At 44.6% G+C, this 19,158-nt stretch carries 20 protein-coding genes and 1 pseudogene; 14 read left to right on the top strand and 7 right to left on the bottom strand.

The genetic code is table 11. The features are described from left to right. The first annotated feature begins 113 nt into the window (after nucleotides 1-113). The 6 genes from C6P11_RS10510 (at nucleotide 114) to C6P11_RS10485 (ending at nucleotide 6,171) form a co-directional block, all read left to right on the top strand. Nucleotides 114-917, top strand: coding sequence for a hypothetical protein (locus C6P11_RS10510; RefSeq protein ID WP_245299871.1), 804 nt, complete (start codon nucleotides 114-116; stop codon nucleotides 915-917). A gap of 114 nt (nucleotides 918-1,031) precedes the next feature. After that, nucleotides 1,032-1,841 carry a TatD family hydrolase gene (locus C6P11_RS10505; protein WP_135520934.1) on the top strand — a complete coding sequence of 270 codons (810 nt, stop codon included), beginning with the start codon at nucleotides 1,032-1,034 and terminating at the stop codon, nucleotides 1,839-1,841. Next, entirely contained in the window at nucleotides 1,841-2,398 is a 558-nt protein-coding gene (rnmV, locus tag C6P11_RS10500; RefSeq protein ID WP_135520932.1) for a ribonuclease M5, read from the top strand. The genes C6P11_RS10505 and rnmV overlap by 1 nt, the downstream gene beginning before the upstream one ends. Next, a complete protein-coding gene (gene rsmA, locus C6P11_RS10495; protein WP_135520931.1) occupies nucleotides 2,399-3,295 on the top strand; it encodes a 16S rRNA (adenine(1518)-N(6)/adenine(1519)-N(6))-dimethyltransferase RsmA in 897 nt (298 codons plus the stop codon). 56 nt (nucleotides 3,296-3,351) lie between these two features. After that, entirely contained in the window at nucleotides 3,352-4,713 is a 1,362-nt protein-coding gene (locus C6P11_RS10490; protein WP_135520929.1) for a hemolysin family protein, read from the top strand. A 90-nt stretch (nucleotides 4,714-4,803) separates the two neighbouring features. Next, the gene (locus C6P11_RS10485) at nucleotides 4,804-6,171 is read left to right on the top strand and encodes a hemolysin family protein (protein ID WP_135520927.1); all 1,368 of its coding nucleotides are present in this window, start codon (nucleotides 4,804-4,806) and stop codon (nucleotides 6,169-6,171) included. A 42-nt stretch (nucleotides 6,172-6,213) separates the two neighbouring features. Here the strand turns inward: C6P11_RS10485 and C6P11_RS10480 are convergent, their stop codons facing one another. After that, the gene (locus C6P11_RS10480) at nucleotides 6,214-6,447 is read right to left on the bottom strand and encodes a Veg family protein (protein WP_003610109.1); all 234 of its coding nucleotides are present in this window, start codon (nucleotides 6,445-6,447) and stop codon (nucleotides 6,214-6,216) included. Nucleotides 6,448-6,868: 421 nt separating this feature from the next. Between C6P11_RS10480 and C6P11_RS10475 the strand changes: the two genes are divergently transcribed. The 4 genes from C6P11_RS10475 to C6P11_RS10460 all read left to right on the top strand — a co-directional run bounded on the left by C6P11_RS10475 (nucleotide 6,869) and on the right by C6P11_RS10460 (nucleotide 11,226). Continuing rightward, entirely contained in the window at nucleotides 6,869-7,354 is a 486-nt protein-coding gene (locus C6P11_RS10475; protein WP_003610108.1) for a deaminase, read from the top strand. A gap of 12 nt (nucleotides 7,355-7,366) precedes the next feature. After that, nucleotides 7,367-8,323, top strand: coding sequence for a thymidylate synthase (locus tag C6P11_RS10470; RefSeq protein ID WP_135520925.1), 957 nt, complete (start codon nucleotides 7,367-7,369; stop codon nucleotides 8,321-8,323). A 203-nt stretch (nucleotides 8,324-8,526) separates the two neighbouring features. Next, nucleotides 8,527-9,810 (top strand): LCP family protein, encoded by a 1,284-nt coding sequence (locus C6P11_RS10465; protein ID WP_135520923.1) that lies wholly within the window; start codon nucleotides 8,527-8,529, stop codon nucleotides 9,808-9,810. A gap of 174 nt (nucleotides 9,811-9,984) precedes the next feature. Next, complete coding sequence (locus tag C6P11_RS10460; protein WP_135520921.1) at nucleotides 9,985-11,226, top strand: NupC/NupG family nucleoside CNT transporter; 1,242 nt, start codon at nucleotides 9,985-9,987, stop codon at nucleotides 11,224-11,226. A gap of 57 nt (nucleotides 11,227-11,283) precedes the next feature. Here C6P11_RS10460 and C6P11_RS10455 read toward each other — a convergent pair whose 3' ends face one another. After that, nucleotides 11,284-11,550: a PspC domain-containing protein gene (locus tag C6P11_RS10455; RefSeq protein WP_135520919.1), complete on the bottom strand. Its 267-nt coding sequence runs from the start codon at nucleotides 11,548-11,550 to the stop codon at nucleotides 11,284-11,286. A gap of 124 nt (nucleotides 11,551-11,674) precedes the next feature. On the opposite strand from C6P11_RS10455, the gene C6P11_RS10450 reads away from it, so the two are divergent. The 4 genes from C6P11_RS10450 to C6P11_RS10435 all read left to right on the top strand — a co-directional run bounded on the left by C6P11_RS10450 (nucleotide 11,675) and on the right by C6P11_RS10435 (nucleotide 14,442). Continuing rightward, nucleotides 11,675-12,001 (top strand): PadR family transcriptional regulator, encoded by a 327-nt coding sequence (locus C6P11_RS10450; protein WP_135520917.1) that lies wholly within the window; start codon nucleotides 11,675-11,677, stop codon nucleotides 11,999-12,001. Further along, nucleotides 11,991-12,629, top strand: coding sequence for a DUF1700 domain-containing protein (locus tag C6P11_RS10445; protein ID WP_135520916.1), 639 nt, complete (start codon nucleotides 11,991-11,993; stop codon nucleotides 12,627-12,629). The genes C6P11_RS10450 and C6P11_RS10445 overlap by 11 nt, the downstream gene beginning before the upstream one ends. Next, a complete protein-coding gene (locus tag C6P11_RS10440) occupies nucleotides 12,622-13,503 on the top strand; it encodes a DUF4097 family beta strand repeat-containing protein (protein ID WP_135520914.1) in 882 nt (293 codons plus the stop codon). The genes C6P11_RS10445 and C6P11_RS10440 overlap by 8 nt, the downstream gene beginning before the upstream one ends. Before the next feature lie 87 nt (nucleotides 13,504-13,590). Further along, nucleotides 13,591-14,442: an undecaprenyl-diphosphate phosphatase gene (locus C6P11_RS10435; RefSeq protein WP_135520912.1), complete on the top strand. Its 852-nt coding sequence runs from the start codon at nucleotides 13,591-13,593 to the stop codon at nucleotides 14,440-14,442. Nucleotides 14,443-14,488: 46 nt separating this feature from the next. Here the strand turns inward: C6P11_RS10435 and C6P11_RS10430 are convergent, their stop codons facing one another. The 5 genes and pseudogenes from C6P11_RS10430 to C6P11_RS10410 form a co-directional block, all read right to left on the bottom strand. Next, nucleotides 14,489-14,923, bottom strand: a complete 435-nt coding sequence (locus C6P11_RS10430) for a threonine/serine exporter family protein (protein WP_135520910.1) — start codon at nucleotides 14,921-14,923, stop codon at nucleotides 14,489-14,491. 12 nt (nucleotides 14,924-14,935) lie between these two features. Then, nucleotides 14,936-15,700 carry a threonine/serine exporter family protein gene (locus tag C6P11_RS10425; RefSeq protein WP_135520908.1) on the bottom strand — a complete coding sequence of 255 codons (765 nt, stop codon included), beginning with the start codon at nucleotides 15,698-15,700 and terminating at the stop codon, nucleotides 14,936-14,938. A 347-nt stretch (nucleotides 15,701-16,047) separates the two neighbouring features. After that, nucleotides 16,048-16,938, bottom strand: a complete 891-nt coding sequence (locus C6P11_RS10420) for a YihY/virulence factor BrkB family protein (RefSeq protein ID WP_135520906.1) — start codon at nucleotides 16,936-16,938, stop codon at nucleotides 16,048-16,050. 90 nt (nucleotides 16,939-17,028) lie between these two features. Beyond that, a pseudogene (locus tag C6P11_RS10415) lies at nucleotides 17,029-18,414 on the bottom strand (sugar porter family MFS transporter). Between the two features lie 248 nt (nucleotides 18,415-18,662). Next, nucleotides 18,663-19,118, bottom strand: coding sequence for a hypothetical protein (locus C6P11_RS10410; protein WP_432430736.1), 456 nt, complete (start codon nucleotides 19,116-19,118; stop codon nucleotides 18,663-18,665). Nucleotides 19,119-19,158 lie beyond the last annotated feature (40 nt).

Raw genomic sequence — 19,158 nt, 5'->3', positions numbered from 1 at the left:
CTGTTCTACCTACAAAAACACCGAGAAATGACGCCTTTTTAAGCTGAAATCCGGGTTTTGAAAAATTTTCGGAGTCCGGCACCTCTCGGTGCCGAAAAAACCTGTCCATAATCTTGACATCAGCGCCATTGCAAGATCAATTGGGATATGGTGGTGATCAATTAGATTGCACGATTTGGCAAAAAGCCTTAACGGATATTCAAAGCGTTACCGATGAGGCAGTTGAAGCGGCGATAAATGCCGGCATCGTATCGCAACAAACGATGATTTATTATCGTAGAGTGAAGGCGAATGCTGATTCACGCTGGGCGCGTGGGCCAAACAATGTGCGGATGTGGTTCCGCATTTTGGAGCGCGTTGTGACGAGTTTGATGCGTTCACGGCGACTCAAGCCCGAAGAACGTATGCGTCGTATCAATCAGAAGATGCAACGACGTATAGATCGCTTGCAACGTAAGGCAACGCGACGAGGACTGACCGAACACGAACAACATGATTTGAATCAAACGTTGGCGATGCAAAAGAAGTTTAAGGCTGTTAAGAAGATGGGCTACTTAAACCCTGATGACGCCGTGCAAAAGTATCATTCAAGTCGCGAACTAGTCTTTACAGAAATTGCTGAGATTAGCGAGCCTGCGGTGGCTGACTTCATTGCACAGGCTGAGGCAGAAAGTGAAGATCCTCGTTATGTAGTTGCATTACGTGATGTCGCGGCACAAGAACGTGACCGTATTCGAGACCAGCAGGTATCTTCGGCTGAGGAACAGGAAATTTTGTTGGGGGCATTGAGTGCAGAATTGACGTTCATACAAGAGCGACGCCGTGATGATCGTTTCAGTTCAGCATTGATTAATGAATTGTATAACGAAGTCACATCTGCGCAGGCAATCGTACTAGCAACTGATGCAGAAGATTAATTAATGAGAGGTCAGGAATAAATCCTGGCCTCTTTTTGTAGGCCTTAATTCGTATTCTCTGGTTTTCTTTGATAAAATAGTAAGTATTACAAACGTTTAGAAATAGGAGATATCATGGCAATTTATGATCCAACAAAGCGTCCAGCGGATAGCTTTGATACACACACGCACTTGAACGACGAAGCTTTTTGGCATGACGTCGCAGCTTATTGGGCCCGCGCACGTGAATATCGTGTCGTTGAAATGAATGTGGTTGGATATGACACAGTTGGAAATCAACGTGCCATTGAAATCGCCCACGAATTTGAAGGTGTTCACGCCATCGTCGGTTGGCAACCCGGTGAGAGTGGTGACTTTAAGCCAGAAGATATGGCCACGCTACGTGAACAATTAGCTGACCCGGCGGTGGTTGGTATCGGTGAAATGGGCTTGGACTACTACTGGGAAGAGAACCCAACGCCAGACGTCCAAAAAGCGGTGTTTAAGGCGCAATTGGACTTGGCTCGTGAATTCCACCACAAGCCAGTCACGATTCACACGCGAGAAGCGACGGCTGACACGTATGAAGTGCTAAAGGATGCTAACGTTGCTGAGTTTGGTGGCGTGATGCACTCATTTACGGGAACGGCAGAAGAAGCTAAGCAATTCTTGGATTTGGGTATGTATATTTCATTCTCAGGAATTGCAACCTTCAAGAATGCCAAGGATGTGCACGAGACGTTGAAATCAGTGCCATTGGACCGTTTGCTAGTTGAGACGGATGCGCCTTATTTGGCACCAACACCAATGCGTGGTAAGCAAAACGAGCCAATGTTCGTCCGTTACACGATTCAAAACATTGCCGACCAACTTGGCATGACGTATAACGAGTTGGCTGATATTACAACGGCGAATGCCCACCGTTTGTGGCACTTGGATAAGTAATGAAGATTCAAGAAGTGATTGTCGTTGAAGGCAAGGCTGATACTGAGGTTTTGCGTCATGCTGTTGAAGCGGATACAATTGAGACTAATGGTTCAGCGTTGTCAGATGCGACGCTACAAGCGATTCAGCGTGCAGCGAAGTCACGTGGGATTATTGTGTTTACGGATCCAGATTTCAATGGTGAACGATTACGTAAGCTTATTACGGCAGTCGTACCTGATGCGAAGCACGCATTTCTAACAAAGGATGAAGCTGGTCGCCAGATTAAGCATCATAGTTTAGGGATTGAATACGCCACAGCGGATGATATTCGCCAGGCGCTTAGCAAGGTTTATACAGCCAGTGATGTTGATATGACGTCAGACATTACACGTACCGATTTGGTGCGTTATGGATTGATGGCTGGCGCTAATGCTGCCCAACGACGTGAACATGTCTCAGAACGGCTGGGATTGGGCTACGTCAATGGTAAGCAATTGCTGAAGCGACTAAACATGTTTGGCGTGACAAACGAAGAATTAAAGACCATCTTACAAGAGATGGATGAGGAGAATTAAATGTCTGATGTACCTGATATTGCGACGCCGGTGCGCACGCAAGCTATCATGAATCAATTTGGTATCAACACTAAGAAGTCACTTGGTCAAAACTTCTTGACGGATATCAATATTTTGAAGAATATCGTCGCAGCCGGTGACGTAAAGGATACGGATAACGTTGTTGAAATCGGACCTGGTATTGGTGCGTTGACGGAGCAACTAGCCCGTGCAGCTAAGCAAGTCGTCGCCTTTGAAATCGATGACCGTTTGATTCCGGTATTGGATCACACGATGGCGCCATATGACAATGTCACAATTGTGCACAACGACATTTTGAAGGTTGATTTGGAGAAAGAATTCGCCAAGCAATTTGCTGATACAACGGCGCCATTGAAGTTGGTGGCCAACTTGCCTTACTACATTACGACACCAATTTTGATGCAAGTGTTGCAATCAGGCATTCACTTTGACAACATTGTCGTGATGATGCAAAAGGAAGTTGCCGACCGCTTGTCAGCTGAGCCGGGTACAAAGGACTATGGTTCTTTGACGTTGGCAGTGCAATACCGCATGAACGCTAAGTTGGCCTTTACGGTATCACGTACAGCATTTGTGCCAAACCCCAATGTTGATTCAGCGATTATTTCATTGACGCCACGTGAGCCATTGGCGGTTCAACCACGTGATGAAAAGCAATTGTTTGAGTTGTTCAAGATTGGTTTTGTCATGCGTCGTAAGACTTTGTGGAACAACTTGACGACGGCCTTTGGTAAGTGTGAAGCAATGCAAGCTAAGTTGACGACTGCGCTTGAAGCTATCGATTTGGATCCACGCACGCGTGCTGAAAAGTTGTCATTGGAGCGATTCATTGAATTGCATAACGCATTATATGATGCGGGTGTGTACAACGCTTAATTCTGTTATAATGTTTATTACGAAAATATTTTTATTAAAGAAGAGGTAAACCAATTATGGATTCCGGTCCGTCTATTATGATCAATATTGTTGTTATTGTCGTTATTTTGTTGTTGGCTGTTTTGTTTACGTTGACTGAGTACTCACTTGTTAAGGTGCGTCCATCAGCATTGCGTGCGCTACAAGAAGCACGTAACAAGCCATCATCAAACTTGACGCACGCGATTAACATGACTAACCACATGACAGAGTATCTATCAACTGCACAAGTTGGTATTACGCTGACATCATTGATTTTGGGTTGGTTGGGTGAAGCGTTCATCGCTGACTTGATTATTTCATCACATCTATTGCCAGCAGCTATCGCCCACAGTGTTGCGTCAGTAGCCGCAATTTTGATCTTTACATTTATCCACGCCGTCTTTACTGACTTGGTGCCAAAGAACATCGCCATCGACCAACCGGTTAAGGTATTGTTGTTCATCGTGCGTCCAGTTATGTTCTTCCACATCGTACTTTACCCATTAATTTGGTTGTTTGACCGTACGGCTGCTGGTGTAACAAAGGTGCTTGGATTTAATGCTCACCCAGATGAAGACATCTACTCACAAAACGAAATCATTTCGTTGTCTGAGGATGCTGCCCAAGCGGGTGAGTTGGACGAAGAAGACTTAACGTTTATGAAGCGTGCCTTCTCAATGAATGATAAGGTTGCAGTTGATATTATGATTGACCGTACGCAACTTACAGTTGTGGATGTTACGGATACAATCGGAGATACATTGAACTTATACCTAGAAGAAAAGTTCTCACGTATGCCAGTGGTTGCTGACAATGACAAGGACAAGATTTTGGGATACGTCTTCTCATATGATTTGGTTCGCCAAGGTCGTTTGAGCATGGATGCATCAGTTCGAACTGTTTTGCGTAATTTGCCAGTCGTTTCTGAAAACCAACCAATCACGGAAGTTTTGCAAGAAATGATTGAGCACCGTGCACCAATCGTTGTTGTTAAGGACGAGTATGGTGGAACGTCAGGTATCGTTACTGATAAGGACGTTTACGAAGAGTTGTTTGGTACGGTGCGTGACGAAATCGATGATGTTTCTGATGATTTGGTTCAAAAGATTGGATCAGATGAGGAAGGAAACATGCACTACAAGGTTTCTGGAAAGATGACGTTGTACGATTTCGAACGATTCTTTAAGACTGAAATCCGTTCATTTGAGGATTCAGAAATGGTGACGTTGACAGGTTATGTCCTTGATGAGCACCCTAACTTTGAAGTTGGTGAAGCTATCAAGATTAATAACTTTGAAATTACAGCTTTGGATTTCAAGGATGCTTACATCAATGATTTCGAAGTTGTGGCGTTGCCTGAAGAAGATCCTGAATCAGACTCAGAAGACGAACATTAATCATACGCGAGTGAACACCTGATAAATATCAGGTGTTTTTTGCTATAATGGTGTCATTGAATTTGTACTAAAAGAAAGTAGGGAATAACATTGAGTGAAGGTGAGTTATTAATTTCGGTTATTGTCATCATCCTAGTCCTATTATTTGCAACGTTGTTTGTTGCAGCTGAATTTGCCTTGGTTAAGGTGCGTAAGAGTGCCTTGGTTGAGTTGCAAGAAGAACGTGAAAAGCCATCACGTCAAATTGCGACGGCTATCCACATGGTTGAAAACCTAAATGAGTATCTATCAACGACCCAAGTTGGTATTACGTTGGCCGGGTTGATTCTTGGTTGGATGGGTGAAGAGACAATTGCCCACTCGTTGCTTGAAGGTGGCTTTTTGAAGGAAATGACAGGTGCCAGCGCTGGTGTAATTGCATCAGTGATTGCCTTGGTATTCTTGACGTATGTTGAAGTGGTCTTCACGGAGTTGGTGCCAAAGAACGTGGCCATCGACTTCCCAGTGAAGGTCGCCTTGTTCGTTGCAACGCCATTGCGCCTATTCCACGTTATCTTCTATCCATTTGTGTGGTTGTTGAACGTTTCAGCAACTGGCGTAACCCGTTTGATGGGGATGAAGCCAGCTAACGAAGGGGATGAGGTTTATTCAGAAGCCGAAATCCTAAGCTTGTCACGTACAGCCGCTCGCAGTGGTGAACTTGATGATGCTGATTATGTCTTTATGCAACGTGCCTTTGAGATGAATGATAAGGTAGCGGTTGATATTATGATTGATCGTACGCAATTGGACGTGGTTGATATCACGGATTCGGTGCACGATACCTTGCAACGTTACTTTGAAACGAAGCACTCTCGTTTCCCGGTCGTGGCTGACAATGACAAGGATAAGATTTTGGGATATGTCTTCAACTATGATTTGATGCGCCAAGCCCAAATTGATGACACATTGTCTGTTCGTAAGATTATCCGTCACATGCCAACGGTGCCTGAGAACATGCCAATTCAAGATGTGTTGCAAAAGATGATTGCGCGTCGTACGCCAATCGTTATTGTGAAGGATGAATATGGTGGTACGTCTGGTATCGTGACTGATAAGGACATTTACGAAGAGTTGTTCGGTTCAGTGCGTGATGAGATGGATGCGGTTGCTGATGACTTAGTTGAAAAGCTAGGTGCTGATGACGCTGGTAACATGCACTACAAGGTCTCTGGAAAGATGACGCTGTATGATTTTGAGCGTTACTTCCATGCAGATATCCGCCCATTTGATGATTCCGACATGGTGACGTTGACGGGATTCTTCTTGGATGAGAATTCTGATACGTCAGCAGGCGATACCATCAAGGTGCTTGATTTTGAAATTACGGCGCTTGATTTCAAGGATGCCTACATCAATGAGTTTGAAGTTGTTCGTGTTGCACCAACAACGGATGATGACATGACAATCGAAGAGTAAGAGAAAAGCCCCGATCCGCTGATGCGAATCGGGGCTTGTTTGTTAGGCGAAAGTAATCTCGATGTTATCCGTCAAGATATCCGTGTAGCTGAATGAGGCACGGTCGAACTCGTTACCTTCTTGCTTCAAGTCTAGGACGAATACTGAACGGAACGTCTCGCGTACAACGGCTTCGTGCTCGATGTTACGGTGACGGCTCTCGTGAGTAATCAAAGTAATTGGCTCACCAAGGTGATCGTCTAATTGTTGCTTAATTTCTGCTAATGCTGCAGGCATAAGAACTCCTTTCGTGAGGCTATCCTCACATCCAGCGACAAATGAAACCGCTGCGTAAACGAGTGTGTTTTAAAACACACTAAGGTCATTTACAATTTTATCATAAAAAATGTAAATTCACAACGGAAAATAATATTATGCACTTCTTTTTAACGAGAGAGTTTAGAGGAGTGAAAAAATCCATTTTCGAAATAACATTGATTTGTTTTTGGTTTTAATTTTCGGGCTTACACGCATTTAGGGTAGTTAAAATTTTGAATATTCGTAACTTGCGGCGTTTTACCGTCTCTTTATAAAAATGTGTTCGTTTAACATGCGAAAACAGAATAAAATCACGTACGAACTTAAAAATCAAGATTTGAAACGTTCGATTTTGTCGGTTATTATAAGAATAACGAAAATAAATTTACGGGGAAGAGTAATGAAAGACGAACGAATTGGCTGGCCGGCGTACTTTATGATGCAAGCGGCCATGCTAGCATCACGAAGCACTTGTACGCGCCTACATGTCGGTGCTGTTGTTGTTAAAGATGGTCGTATTATTGCAAGTGGGTATAACGGATCGGTTACTGGGACCCCGCACTGTACAGAAGTTGGGGATTTAATTGTTGACGGGCACTGCATTCGCGCGGTTCACGCGGAACAAAACGCCTTGATGCAACTAGCAAAAATGGGGATTGCGGCAGAAGGGGCTGAGATTTACGTCACAGATTTTCCTTGCGTGCACTGCACGAAGTTTTTGTTACAAGCTGGCATTAAGAAGATTAATTATATCCGTAACTACAATAATGATGAGTTCGCGACATCATTAATCCAAGCTAAGGGTGTTGCACTCCAACAAGTGCCACTAACAGCCACAGATGTCGCAATGATTAATTTTGACAAGTACGTAACTGAAAACAACTAAGGGGATAATGACATGAGTCGTAATGAACAAGCATATTTGGATATGGCACGTGAAGTGTTGGAAACGGGTAATGTGAAGGGGGATCGCACGGGGACTGGTACACGCTCAGTATTTGGCCGTCAATTGCATTTTGATATGGCAGAAGGCTTTCCGTTGTTGACGACGAAACGTGTGCCGTTTGGCTTGATTAAGAGCGAATTGCTTTGGTTCTTGCAAGGTAACACAAATATTCGTTTCCTATTGGAGCACAACAATCACATTTGGGATGAATGGGCATTTAAGAATTGGATTGAATCTGATGAGTACACAGGGCCTGATATGACTGATTTCGGTCGCCGTGCCCTAGTGGATGATGCCTTCAAGGCTACTTACGATGAGCAACACCAACTATTCGTTGACCGCATTTTGGCAGATGACGCCTTTGCTGATAAGTATGGTGAGTTGGGTGACGTGTACGGGGCGCAATGGCGTCACTGGCGTAAGGTACAAGGTGGCTTCATTGATCAAATCGATGATGTGGTGAACCAAATTAAGACGAACCCAAATTCACGTCGTTTGATTGTTAGTGCTTGGAACCCAGAAGATGTGCCGTCACAAGCTTTGCCACCGTGCCACACGTTGTTCCAATTTTACGTGGCAGATGGCAAGTTGAGTTTGCAACTGTACCAACGATCAGCTGACATCTTCTTGGGCGTGCCATTCAACATCGCATCATACTCATTGTTGTTGCACATGGTGGCTGCGCAGACTGGTCTTGAGGCTGGTGAGTTCGTGCACACGTTTGGGGATGCGCACATTTACTCAAACCACGTTGACCAAGTGACTGAACAACTTTCTCGTGAAATGGCTGAGTTGCCAACACTTGTTTTGAACTCAGATGTAACCTCAATTTTTGATTACACGATGGGTGATATTAAGGTTGAAAACTATAAGCCAGCTAAGTCAATTAAGGCGCCAGTTGCAGTTTAATGTTTGATTATGAAACAAGCTTAGTTAGTAAGAAATGCTGACTAGGCTTTTTTTTTGGTATAGAATAAATAAGTTACTATAAGCTTTTTTAAAGGTGGAGGCTTTTATAATGTCAAAGATACCGTTTTTGCGATATCTTGAGAATTATAAAAATTGGTATTAACCAGTATTAAACACTACTGGATTGAAGAGAGGAGTCGCTCATGGAAAATGAGCCGCAATCACGCACAGCGCGTCGTGAGGCCGAACGGTTGGCGAATAGCCACAAAAAAGTTCGCGGTCCCCGCGGTCCTAAGCGTCCGAAAGATGGTCATAAATTTAAAGTAGCTCGCAATGTTATCTTGGCGGTTATCGCGGTCCTAGTACTTGGGGTCGGAGCGATTGCTGGAACGGTGTATAACAACACCAAGAATGCCGTTAACGGCGCTTTCCAAAGTGCGGGCGTTAAGAAGTCTCGTGACGTGTCAGCTGTTTTGGCTGACGGAAAGCCGTTCTCAATTTTGCTATTGGGAACTGACACAGGTGAGTTGGGACGAACGGATAAGGGTCGTACCGATTCATTGATGTTGGTGACGGTTAACCCAACGAAGGAAAAGGTAACAGTCATGTCATTGCCACGTGATTCCGTTATCGCACCGGTTGGATTTGAAAGCCAATTCCCACAAAAGTTGAACTCTGCTTATGAATTTGGGTCAGCTAAGACGACGATTAAGACGATTCAGGATTGGTTGAATGTACCAATCGACTTCTACGCCCTTGTTAATATGGGCGCCCTAGAGAAGGTTGTTAACGAATTGGGCGGTATCGAGGTTAAGTCACCATTGACGTTTGATTACAACCCAGACACGGCGCACCAAGATCCGGGTAACCTATATGGCTTTACAGAAGGTTCATCTACTTACACGCACACTGGTGAAGATGGCGTGACGCACACGTACCACAAGATGAATGGTGCGGCAGCGTTGGCCTTCTCTCGTATGCGTTACGATGATCCGCGTGGAGACTACGGTCGTCAAGAACGTCAACGTTTGGTGCTTGAAGCTATCGTTGAAAAGGCTAAGAGCAACCCAACTAAGTTGATTAACGCGAAGTTCTTGAACACGATTTCTGATTCAACGAACACGGATTTGACCTTCGATGATATGTTGACAGTTGCTTCAAAGTACAGCAGTGCTGCGAAGAACATTAAGACTGATCACGCGCAAGGTGTTAGTGTTGACTTGACGTCAGGTTCATCAGAGTTGATTACAGCAGACGAAAAGCAACGTGTCACAAACGTGTTGCGTAAGTCACTTGGCTTGAAGGCAGCTGATACTGGTACGATGTTTGGTGGTGAAGTTAGCTCAGCGACGATTGCGGCTAATGGTTTGACATCATATGTCTATGACAGTTCTTCTGAGTCGTCTGATACGACTTCAGAATATGGCAGCACGACGGATGATGGTACCGGAACTTACGGAGCCGACTACTATTCATACGCACAATAATGATTATGAGAACGCATCTACTTGCAAAAGTAGGTGTGTTTTTTTGTATATTTTTAATGGTTAAACGTTTAACTGACGTTTTGTCAGGGGTTAACCGTTTAACAAGGGGCTTACTTTTGATACACTTAAGTTTGTTAAGTTGTTTTACATAAATACCCCTCAAGGAGAGTAGCGATGCTATTGTTAATGAACATCCTTGGAATTTTCGTATTCCTAGGGGTGGCATATTTATTTTCTCGTGATCGCAAGCACATCCACTGGCGTTCAGTTGGTGTGATCTTGGTCATCCAATTATTGTTGGCTTGGTTCTTCACGAGTTTCACGATTGGTCGAGACGCTGTCTTGGCTGCAGCTAATGGTTTCCAATGGTTGACCAGTGCAGCCTTTGACGGAATTTCATTCGCATTGCCTGACTGGGTAAAGCCAGCATCAGGTTCAATGAACTTCGTCACGTCAGCTGTTTTGCCAATCATTGTTATCATTCCAATGTTTGATATTTTGACGTACCTTGGTGTTTTGCCATGGTTGGTTAAGTGGGTTGGTCGTGGCTTGTCATTTTTGACGGGTCAACCAAAGTTCGAGTCATTCTTCTCAGTTGAAATGATGTTCTTGGGAACGACGGAAGTGTTGGCCGTTTCTAAGCTCCAATTGCAACAAATGAATGCAAAGCGTAATTTGACGGTTGCCATGATGTCAATGAGTACGGTCACGGCAGCCATCGTGGGGTCATACGTCGGTATGATGCCTGGTCAATATGTGTTGACGGCGATTCCGTTGAACATTTTGAGCGCGATTATGATGACGACGATTTTGAACCCGGTTGAAGTGTCTGAAGAAGAAGACGTTATCGCAGTGTTGAACCACGAAGAAACATTGGATAACGGTAAGACGCAACGCCAACCATTCTTTGCTTTCTTGGGTGATTCTATCCAAGGTGCTGGTTTGGTCGCAGTTATTATCGTCGCAACGGTTATTGCCTTCGTTGGTTTGGCTGCGTTGATTGATAACTTGTTGTCATTGACGACGTTGCCATGGTTGTCATTGGAGAATATCTTCGGCGTCATCATGTTCCCATTTGCTTGGTTGCTAGGGTTCAATGCAAACGATGCCTTCCAAATCGCCCAATACATGGGAACAAAGCTTGTGACAAACGAATTCGTTGTCATGGGAGAAGTGTCAAAGGAAGTGCTACACCATACAGGAATGTTTGCTTCAGCTCACGCCCGTGCCGTGTTGACGGTCTTCGTCACGAGTTTTGCAAACTTCGGTACGTTGGGTATGATTATCGGATCATACAAGAGTTTGGTTAACCGAGAAAAGGCTGATTTGATTGCAGCCAATGTGCCATTGATCTTGGTTTCAGGTATCTTGGTATCATTGATGTCAGCTGCAATGGTTGGTTTGTTCAGTTGGTAAGATAGCTATATAAAAAACGCCGGTTAGGATTTTCATCCTAGCCGGCGTTTTATTTTATTAAATTTCGTCGTCGTAACGGTGTGGTGTTACGTCTTTACGATCATCGTTATCGCGGTACTCGTAGCGATCGTAGCTTGATGGTTCAGGCATAACGACTGCCGCAATGATGTACAAAATCACCATTGGGAAGATGCCAGTGAATACAACAGCCGCTGCGAAGATAATACGTAGTAGTGTGGCGTCGATTGAGAAATACTCAGCGAAACCACCAAGGACACCGCTCATGACCTTGTCACGAGACTTCGTTAATTGCTTTTTTGCCATAATAGATACCCCTCTGAAATGCTATTAGAACTGGTTGCACGGCGTTTGCCTTTACAACGTTAACATTCTTTCTTATACTGAGAGTATATTATATGAGTTATAGTATTGTAAAGGAAAATGAATTATGGCGATGCAATTATCCAGTGATTTGATGGATGGGTTAGTATTGGCATTGCTTTCTGATGAAGATTTATACGGCTATGCGTTGACGAAACAGGTGCAAGAGCGTTTTGCAGTTTCCGAATCAACGATGTATCCAGTCTTGCGACGTCTAAAGTCTAAGGGTTGGGTGACGACGTACGATGAACCTTTTGAAGGACGTAATCGTCGATATTATAAAATTTCCGATGAAGGGCGCTCTGAAATGGTGCGAATCCAAGACGAGTGGCGGACCTTTAGCGGTAATGTTAATGAAATTATGATGGCGGAGAGGGGAGACAATGGAGAATAACATTTACTTCACACAACTGCGCGGACATTTGTTTGGTCTGACAGAAGATGAACGAGATGATGTCCTTGCATTTTATCGTGAGTACGCAGCGGATGCGGGGCTTAGTGGCGAAAAGCTAATTGCTGAGTTCGGTACACCCAAGCAATTGGCCCGCCGTGTCTTAGTGGATTATTCAATCCGCTACGATGATGTGGCTGATCAAGAAGCGCCAGACGAAGGTAGTTCGGCAACGAAGCAATTCAAGTCACGTATTCAGCGTCAACTAAACCTCTTGTGGGTGGTTATCGTTGGCTTGGTGACATCAGTTGTTTGGATTCCGGCCATTATTGCCATTTTGTTGGGCTTGTTCGGCGTTGTCTTGGTAGCTGTGGCAGTGATTATTATTTTGCTGTGGTTGCTCTTCACGGGATTCTTCCAAGTTGTTGGTGCGCTTGCGATTGCCGGACAAAGCTGGCAGACGGCCTTGTTCCAAGGTGGCTTGGGCTTGATTTGGATTGGTCTGCAATTCATCGCCTGGCCAATTGGTTTTGTGGTTGTTCGAACAGTGTTCCGTGCCTTGATGAACTTTGTTAAGTATATCGGCCGTCGCTTTACGCGTAAGCCACAAGGAGGTGCAAAGCATGCCTAAGATGTTACGCATTATCATTATCGGTTTTGCTGTCGCTGCCCTTGGTATCATGTTGTCAGTGATTGGTTACGTGAATGGTGGTCAAAACAGCTTGGTTTGGCGTGATGGCCATTTTGTGTTGCCACAAGAGAAAGCCATTAATCAGAAATTCGATACAATCAAGACGATTGACGCCACTGCGGTTGAATTGGATATTCACGTTGTTGCGACTGATAAGGATGAGTATCGTGTGAAGGGAACGGTTGGGGATGCCACGCAACTTAGCCTCACGAACAAGGATGGGGCGTTGCACATCCGTTATACCGGGACACAAAAAGATAAGTATCGGGTTGGGTTTAATAAGCGCGTTGAACACGTTTTGACGGTTTATGTGCCAAAGAAGACGACAATGAAGTATGTCCACATTCGTAACTATTCCGGTTCATCATCACTACATGATATTGAGACGAAGAATTTGACGTTGAACAATACGTATGGTTTGGTGACCCTTGGTGGTGTGAAGTCGCCTGAAACGACGATGAATCTAGCTGATTCACAATTCTCAGCCAAGCAAGCAACACTCGGTAAGGCATTCGTTTCTGCGTCTGATACCGATATGCAATTGAAGGATATTGTGATGAATGACGGCGTTGTGCAGCTGAACTCTGGTAATCTAACCGTCCAAAACGCGCAATTGACTGGTGTGAATGCCTGGACGTTGCGCGAGGGTAATTTGGATGTGACGAACATGCCAGTCCCTGGTTTGCAGATTCAATCTAACAATGGCGACATTAAGATTCAAGGCAACCGCTTTGTTGGTAGTTACAGCCGCGATGAGTCAGCGACCGATCGTCTGAACGTTGTGACGACCGATGGCGATACTATTTTCAATTAATCAGTAAAGAAGTCCCTAAGAGATTAGGTGATTCTAGGTTGGTTTGGTAAAGTAGTACTGTTGATATTTAAAAATAAGGAGCAGCATATGCTTGATTTGTTGAAGTCTCTTGTGATCGGTATTGTCGAAGGATTGACTGAATTCTTGCCAGTATCATCAACAGGGCACATTATTATTGCTGAATCATTGATGAACATTCCCGGTGGTTCAGTTTGGACGAAGAGTTTTACAGCGATGTTTGACTACGCTATCCAATTGGGTGCTATTTTCGCGGTTATCCAATTGTACTTCCACAAGTTGAACCCATTCGCACCATCAAAGTCTACGGTTGAGAAGAAGCAAACGTGGACGTTGTGGTTCAAGGTTATCGTCGGGGTTTTGCCTGCCGTTGTGGCTGGTTTGGCCCTTAACGATTACATGGATGCACACTGGTTGAACGCTTGGGTTGTGGCATCTATGTTGATCATTTACGGTATTTTGTTCATCGTCGTTGAGCGTTACTTGGCTAACAAGGATGCTTGGTTGACGGATTTGAACACAATGACGTTCAAGATGGCCTTGTTCATCGGTTTGTTCCAAGTGCTTTCAATCGTGCCTGGAACATCACGTTCAGGTGCAACCATCTTGGGAGCCTTGATTTTGGGAGCGTCACGATTCGTGGCTGCTGAGTTCTCATTCTTTATGAGTATTCCGGTTATGTTTGGTGTGACAATCTTGAAGGTTGGTAAGTACCTCCTTGATGGTGGTAGCTTCACGGGCGCACAAGCTGGTGTTATGGCAGTTGGATTCATCGTGTCATGGATTGTGGCTTACTTTGCCATTAAGGTGATGATGAACTACATCAAGAATAATGACTTCAAGGTCTTTGGATACTACCGAATTGTTATCGGTATTGTTGTCTTGGCCTTGGGAGCAGCTGGCATGCTTACAATGCACTAAAATAGTAAACTAAAACGCCTTGGATTTTTGAATCCAAGGCGTTTTTTTAGTGTTGACGATAACGCTTTACTTGGCGGACAACCACTTCAGATAGGACGAAGCCAACTGCTAACGCGACGGCAATCGTCAGGGTTGTGATGACGCCTTCTTGTGCGAGACTATAATGCCCAAGTGAAAAGTTCTTCATCGCCAAGTAGATAGTACCACCGGACACTAGTGAGACTAGGCTGGGGATGTAAATCATGTTGACTGGTACGCGATATTTAACGGCGAAGATATTGCCGAGTAAGCCGATGATAATCGCTGCAATCATATTGGCAATAAAGACACTGCTTTGTGCGTAACCATAGGCGATGTATCCGCTCCAGGCCAGCGCGCCAGTTAAACCAGCAACTGGTAATGCTCGCCGGGGGATGTTCGTGATGATGCCGAACCCAACTGTCGAAACGAAGCTAATCAGAAAATGAATGATCAATTGCATTGTGATTACCTCCTATAATGACGTGCCAAAATGGACGAGGGTAGCGGCTAAGACGACACCACCACCAATTGCGGCCGCGATTAATAAGGCATCTAGTGCGCGCACCGTACCAGAAATCATGTGACCAGCCATAATCTCGCGTAATGAATTTGTGAGCGCGACACCAGGGACCAACGGCATGACAGAGCTTACGATGATGTTTTCCGCATTTGTGCCAAGGTGAGCGGCAATTAATAGCCAGGCCAACAGTGAAATTGTAAAACCACCCGCAACTTCCTTGGCATAAGGGGTCGCAGTTGCTTTGCGTCCGACGTATTGTGCAACTAGATAGCCGGCAATACCGACGAAGAAGGCAAGGGCTAAATCAGGCCAGGTTGCTTTGAAAACCAACATTGGTGCGACGGATACTAACCCGGCACCGATAATCTTAGTGGGCCAGTTAAAATCAATCGCGTATTCATCGATGGCGTTAACTTGTTGTGTAACGTCATCGAAATTAACATCGCCAGCCACGAATTGGCGTGAGAGATGATTAATTTCATCAACCTTTTGCAAGTTAAAGCTCCCAAGCTTTGTCTTGGTTAGTTGGGTGGTTGGTTGATCAGCCAGTGACACGAAGACTGCTGTTAGTGTGACGTAGCAAGATACGTTGACACCGGCTGTCTTGCCGATGATTTCAACAGTCTCTTCGATGTGGGGCGTCTCCGCGCCGCTTTCTAGTAAGATGCGTCCAGCCTGCGCACAGGTCTGTAAAACGCGTTGTTCATAGGTGTTCATGGTTTCGCACTTCCCCAAAGTGTTTTAGTCTTGTCTTGATTTTACTGGAAAAAAGCGCAAAACAAAACCGCCTATGTTGGTTAGGCATAGGCGGTTTCGGAGTCTAGTCCGAAGACGACTCTTTTTCCTAACGATACGTTGGTTAGGCGTATCGTTACCATAGGTGGTTAATCCATGGTAAATAGGTATTCTTAAGGAGTAGGTTGTAGGTTGGTTAGACCTACATGCCGAGCTGGTTAGACTCGGCGATATGAGTAAGTTGCTGTCTCAAATGTTAAATGGAAACGTTTTCCTCTTTAACAAATATTATAATAACGCGCAAAAATGAATTATACAATAAATAACTCTTAACTTTTTCCTTTATTTCGGATAATTTTTCTGCTGAAGTGCTTCAAAATGGCTTTCTTATCGCGTTTTGAAGGGAAAAGTTCTTCCAAACTTGCTGTGACAATTGTACCAATCAGGGCAGCCATGGCAATGAAATTGATCCACAGCAAGACGATGATGGCTGAACTAAGTGCTTGGTAAAAAGTGTAGGCCTGTGAAGCGAGGTTCACGTACCACCCGAAAATCTTTGTTAGCCACAACACGAGGGCGACTTGAATGGTCGTGCCAGTCAAAGCCCATTGTAAACGAGGCTTTTTGACCGGTAACACCCAATTAAAGAGGGCAGCACCAATGAACAAACCAGTGGCGACAACCGGTAGCTTGGCCGACTCGATTTGGCGGACGATGTGGCTACTGATTGGCAATGCTTCGAGGATGTTCGATCCAACTGAGGCAATCAAAATGAGGACACCCATAATACCAAGTACTAAAATCATCCACGCCATTGAAATAAAGCGGTCGATGATGGCAATGTTCTTTGGTTGCACGCCGTAGATGCCATTTTGAGCGGTACGGATTGAGGCGACCACACGTGAGAGTGACCAAAGCGTAATCACGATCGATGCAGACAATACACCAACCCCGTTGTGGCCGAGAATTGACTCGATGATTGGTCGTACGAACCCGTAAACAGATTTTGGCACGGCCCACTGTACGTAACTTAGGGCTGTTGTAATCGTGAGCCCGAAGTACGGCAAGAGGGTTGCGATAATGATAATCGCTGGGAAAATCGACAATAGGCCAAAGTAAGCAACCGAAGAACTAGCCGTTACGATATCGACACGCATCGAAACGTCAATGATGGTTTTTACATAGCGGTTATTGAAGATGGCATGTAGTGCTTTTTTCAAATTCGGTTACTCCTTTCGGCAATGATAGTATTTATTTTAACAAAATAAACCGGTATCAGTTAGTTCTGATACCGGTTTTGTTAGTTGTAATTAGTGTTGAATCATCGCACCGTGTAGAACTGCACCAGTTGCAGAATCCTTAGCACGTTGGTGGAGCATGCTTTCAATCTCTTCAAGTGAGCGGCCACGTGTTTCGAAGACGAAGTGCTTTACGAATAATGAACCAAGCACACACATAACAGCAAAGGCACCGAAGATAATTGGCATTGAGAAGTGTTCCAACAAAACAGGGAACATCAATGACACAAGCAAGTTTGCTCCCCAGTTAATCAATGATGAAAAGCCAACGCCGACACCACGGACTGACAATGGGAAGACTTCACCAATCATGGTCCACATGATTGGTCCCCAAGTTGCACAGAAGAAGATGAGGTAGAAGGCCATTGCGACGATCGTGACATATGACATGATACCTGTAACAGATAGGCTAGTTAAGATAGACAAAGCGATCAGTGAAACGGCCATACCGAAGCCACCAATCAATAGCCATTCCTTGCGGCCGCGAGTTTCCATCACACGAACAGCCCAGGCGGTAATCAAAACGTTAACGGTTCCAAGACCGACAGTTCCCATTAGTGAGGCGCTATCACCCATGCCAATGGTCTTAAAAATAGTTGGGGCATAGTACAAAACTGTATTGATACCCATGAATTGTTGGAAGATAGCCATACCGACACCGATAATCAATGCAGGACGAACGAACTTTGAGAACAATTCCTTGAAACCGCCAAGCTTGACGTCTTTAGCGTTTTCCATTTCGGCCAATTCAGCCTTAGCTTCTTCAGGTGTGCGAAGCATGTTCAAAACTTGCAACGCCTCATCAAACTTCTTAATGCGACCTAGGTAACGAGGTGACTCAGGCAAGAAAATACCGCCGATGAAGAGGATTGCTGATGGTAGGGCCGCGAAGCCAAGCATCCAACGCCATGACACGGTGTGTGCTAGGCCAGAGAAGACAAGGTTAACCAAGTAAGCCATCTAAATACCCGTCATAACCATCAATTGGTTAAGTGAGGTTAGTGATCCACGCATTTTAGCGGGTGCAACTTCGGCTAAGTAGGTTGGCACAAGGGCTGAGGCACCACCAACGGCTACACCAAGAACGACACGGCTAGCAACTAAAACGCCAAAGTCAGGTGAAAAGGCTGAACCTAGTGATCCAAAGAAGAAGATGAGGGCTGCGACCATTACCATCTTCTTACGACCGAAGCGGTCTGAAAGAGGACCGATTGACATGGCGCCAATCATGGCACCAAGCAAAACTGATGAGACCACAATTCCTTCTTCCAAGGCGTTTAGGCCAAGAGTACGTTGTACATAGAGAATGGCACCTGAGATAACCCCAGTGTCATAACCGAATAGGAGACCACCTAGGGCTCCGAAAAAATAAATTAAATGAGGTGAGATTTTACGCATGATTTGCATACTCGCTTTCTAAAGGATAATTTCTAGATTAACGTTACTTTTTTCACTATTTATGAAAACGGTAACAACTCAATAAAGATAAACAACTATACGCTTACTAAAAGGAATTGTTAAGTTTATTTGTTATTATTTTCACAAAAAAGTGTGCGAATTACGCCACATAATATGTCTGATGAAGGGCAAAGCAACGCAAAAAAACGCCTAACAGAAAACTGTTAGGCGTTTTGGTTATTCAGATATTAGCCGAAGCGTGATTCTGAAGCTTCCCATGAGTATGATCCGTCTTCAAGTTGCTTGTCGCCAAGTTCCTTGTAGTCGAAGTAGTCGAATTCAGCAGTAGTGTCGTAACCTGAGTAGTCGACAGCTGCCAAACCAACGTAAGCACCCGTGAAGAATCCACCGTATGATTGTACAACGTAGTCATCTGACAAGACTGCGGCGTCCAATACAACTGGTACTTCAGTCCAGTCAGTACCGTTGAATGAATACTCGTACGTGTATGATTCCTTACGAACCTTCGTCTTGAACCATACGTATTCAGTACCTTCAGGGATTACGATAGCATCGTCCTTCAAGTATGACGTGTAAGTTCCGTTACGTTGTCCACCTGCTCTTATGCTAGATTTACGGACAGATTTTTCTCTGCCCTGTAAACTAATAGCAGAGGAGCATTTTTTATATGATTCGATATTCACCAGAATTTAAGCAGTCTCTTGTCGAGATGCACAACCAAGG

It is taken from the genome of Weissella confusa, assembly GCF_004766315.1.
Taxonomy (GTDB): Bacteria; Bacillota; Bacilli; order Lactobacillales; family Lactobacillaceae; genus Weissella; species Weissella confusa_A.
This window is presented reverse-complemented; position numbering and strand designations above follow the sequence as displayed.

Excerpts from the sequence above, each read along its gene's own strand:
- C6P11_RS10465 (WP_135520923.1), top strand. The coding sequence starts at position 8,527 with ATGGAAAATGAGCCGCAATCACGCACAGCGCGTCGTGAGGCCGAACGG.
- C6P11_RS10455 (WP_135520919.1), bottom strand. The coding sequence starts at position 11,550 with ATGGCAAAAAAGCAATTAACGAAGTCTCGTGACAAGGTCATGAGCGGT.
- rsmA (WP_135520931.1), top strand. The coding sequence starts at position 2,399 with ATGTCTGATGTACCTGATATTGCGACGCCGGTGCGCACGCAAGCTATC.
- C6P11_RS10450 (WP_135520917.1), top strand. The coding sequence starts at position 11,675 with ATGGCGATGCAATTATCCAGTGATTTGATGGATGGGTTAGTATTGGCA.
- C6P11_RS10425 (WP_135520908.1), bottom strand. The coding sequence starts at position 15,700 with ATGAACACCTATGAACAACGCGTTTTACAGACCTGTGCGCAGGCTGGA.
- C6P11_RS10460 (WP_135520921.1), top strand. The coding sequence starts at position 9,985 with ATGCTATTGTTAATGAACATCCTTGGAATTTTCGTATTCCTAGGGGTG.
- rnmV (WP_135520932.1), top strand. The coding sequence starts at position 1,841 with ATGAAGATTCAAGAAGTGATTGTCGTTGAAGGCAAGGCTGATACTGAG.
- C6P11_RS10480 (WP_003610109.1), bottom strand. The coding sequence starts at position 6,447 with ATGCCTGCAGCATTAGCAGAAATTAAGCAACAATTAGACGATCACCTT.
- C6P11_RS10470 (WP_135520925.1), top strand. The coding sequence starts at position 7,367 with ATGAGTCGTAATGAACAAGCATATTTGGATATGGCACGTGAAGTGTTG.
- C6P11_RS10475 (WP_003610108.1), top strand. The coding sequence starts at position 6,869 with ATGAAAGACGAACGAATTGGCTGGCCGGCGTACTTTATGATGCAAGCG.
- C6P11_RS10430 (WP_135520910.1), bottom strand. The coding sequence starts at position 14,923 with ATGCAATTGATCATTCATTTTCTGATTAGCTTCGTTTCGACAGTTGGG.
- C6P11_RS10440 (WP_135520914.1), top strand. The coding sequence starts at position 12,622 with ATGCCTAAGATGTTACGCATTATCATTATCGGTTTTGCTGTCGCTGCC.
- C6P11_RS10445 (WP_135520916.1), top strand. The coding sequence starts at position 11,991 with ATGGAGAATAACATTTACTTCACACAACTGCGCGGACATTTGTTTGGT.
- C6P11_RS10435 (WP_135520912.1), top strand. The coding sequence starts at position 13,591 with ATGCTTGATTTGTTGAAGTCTCTTGTGATCGGTATTGTCGAAGGATTG.
- C6P11_RS10490 (WP_135520929.1), top strand. The coding sequence starts at position 3,352 with ATGGATTCCGGTCCGTCTATTATGATCAATATTGTTGTTATTGTCGTT.
- C6P11_RS10505 (WP_135520934.1), top strand. The coding sequence starts at position 1,032 with ATGGCAATTTATGATCCAACAAAGCGTCCAGCGGATAGCTTTGATACA.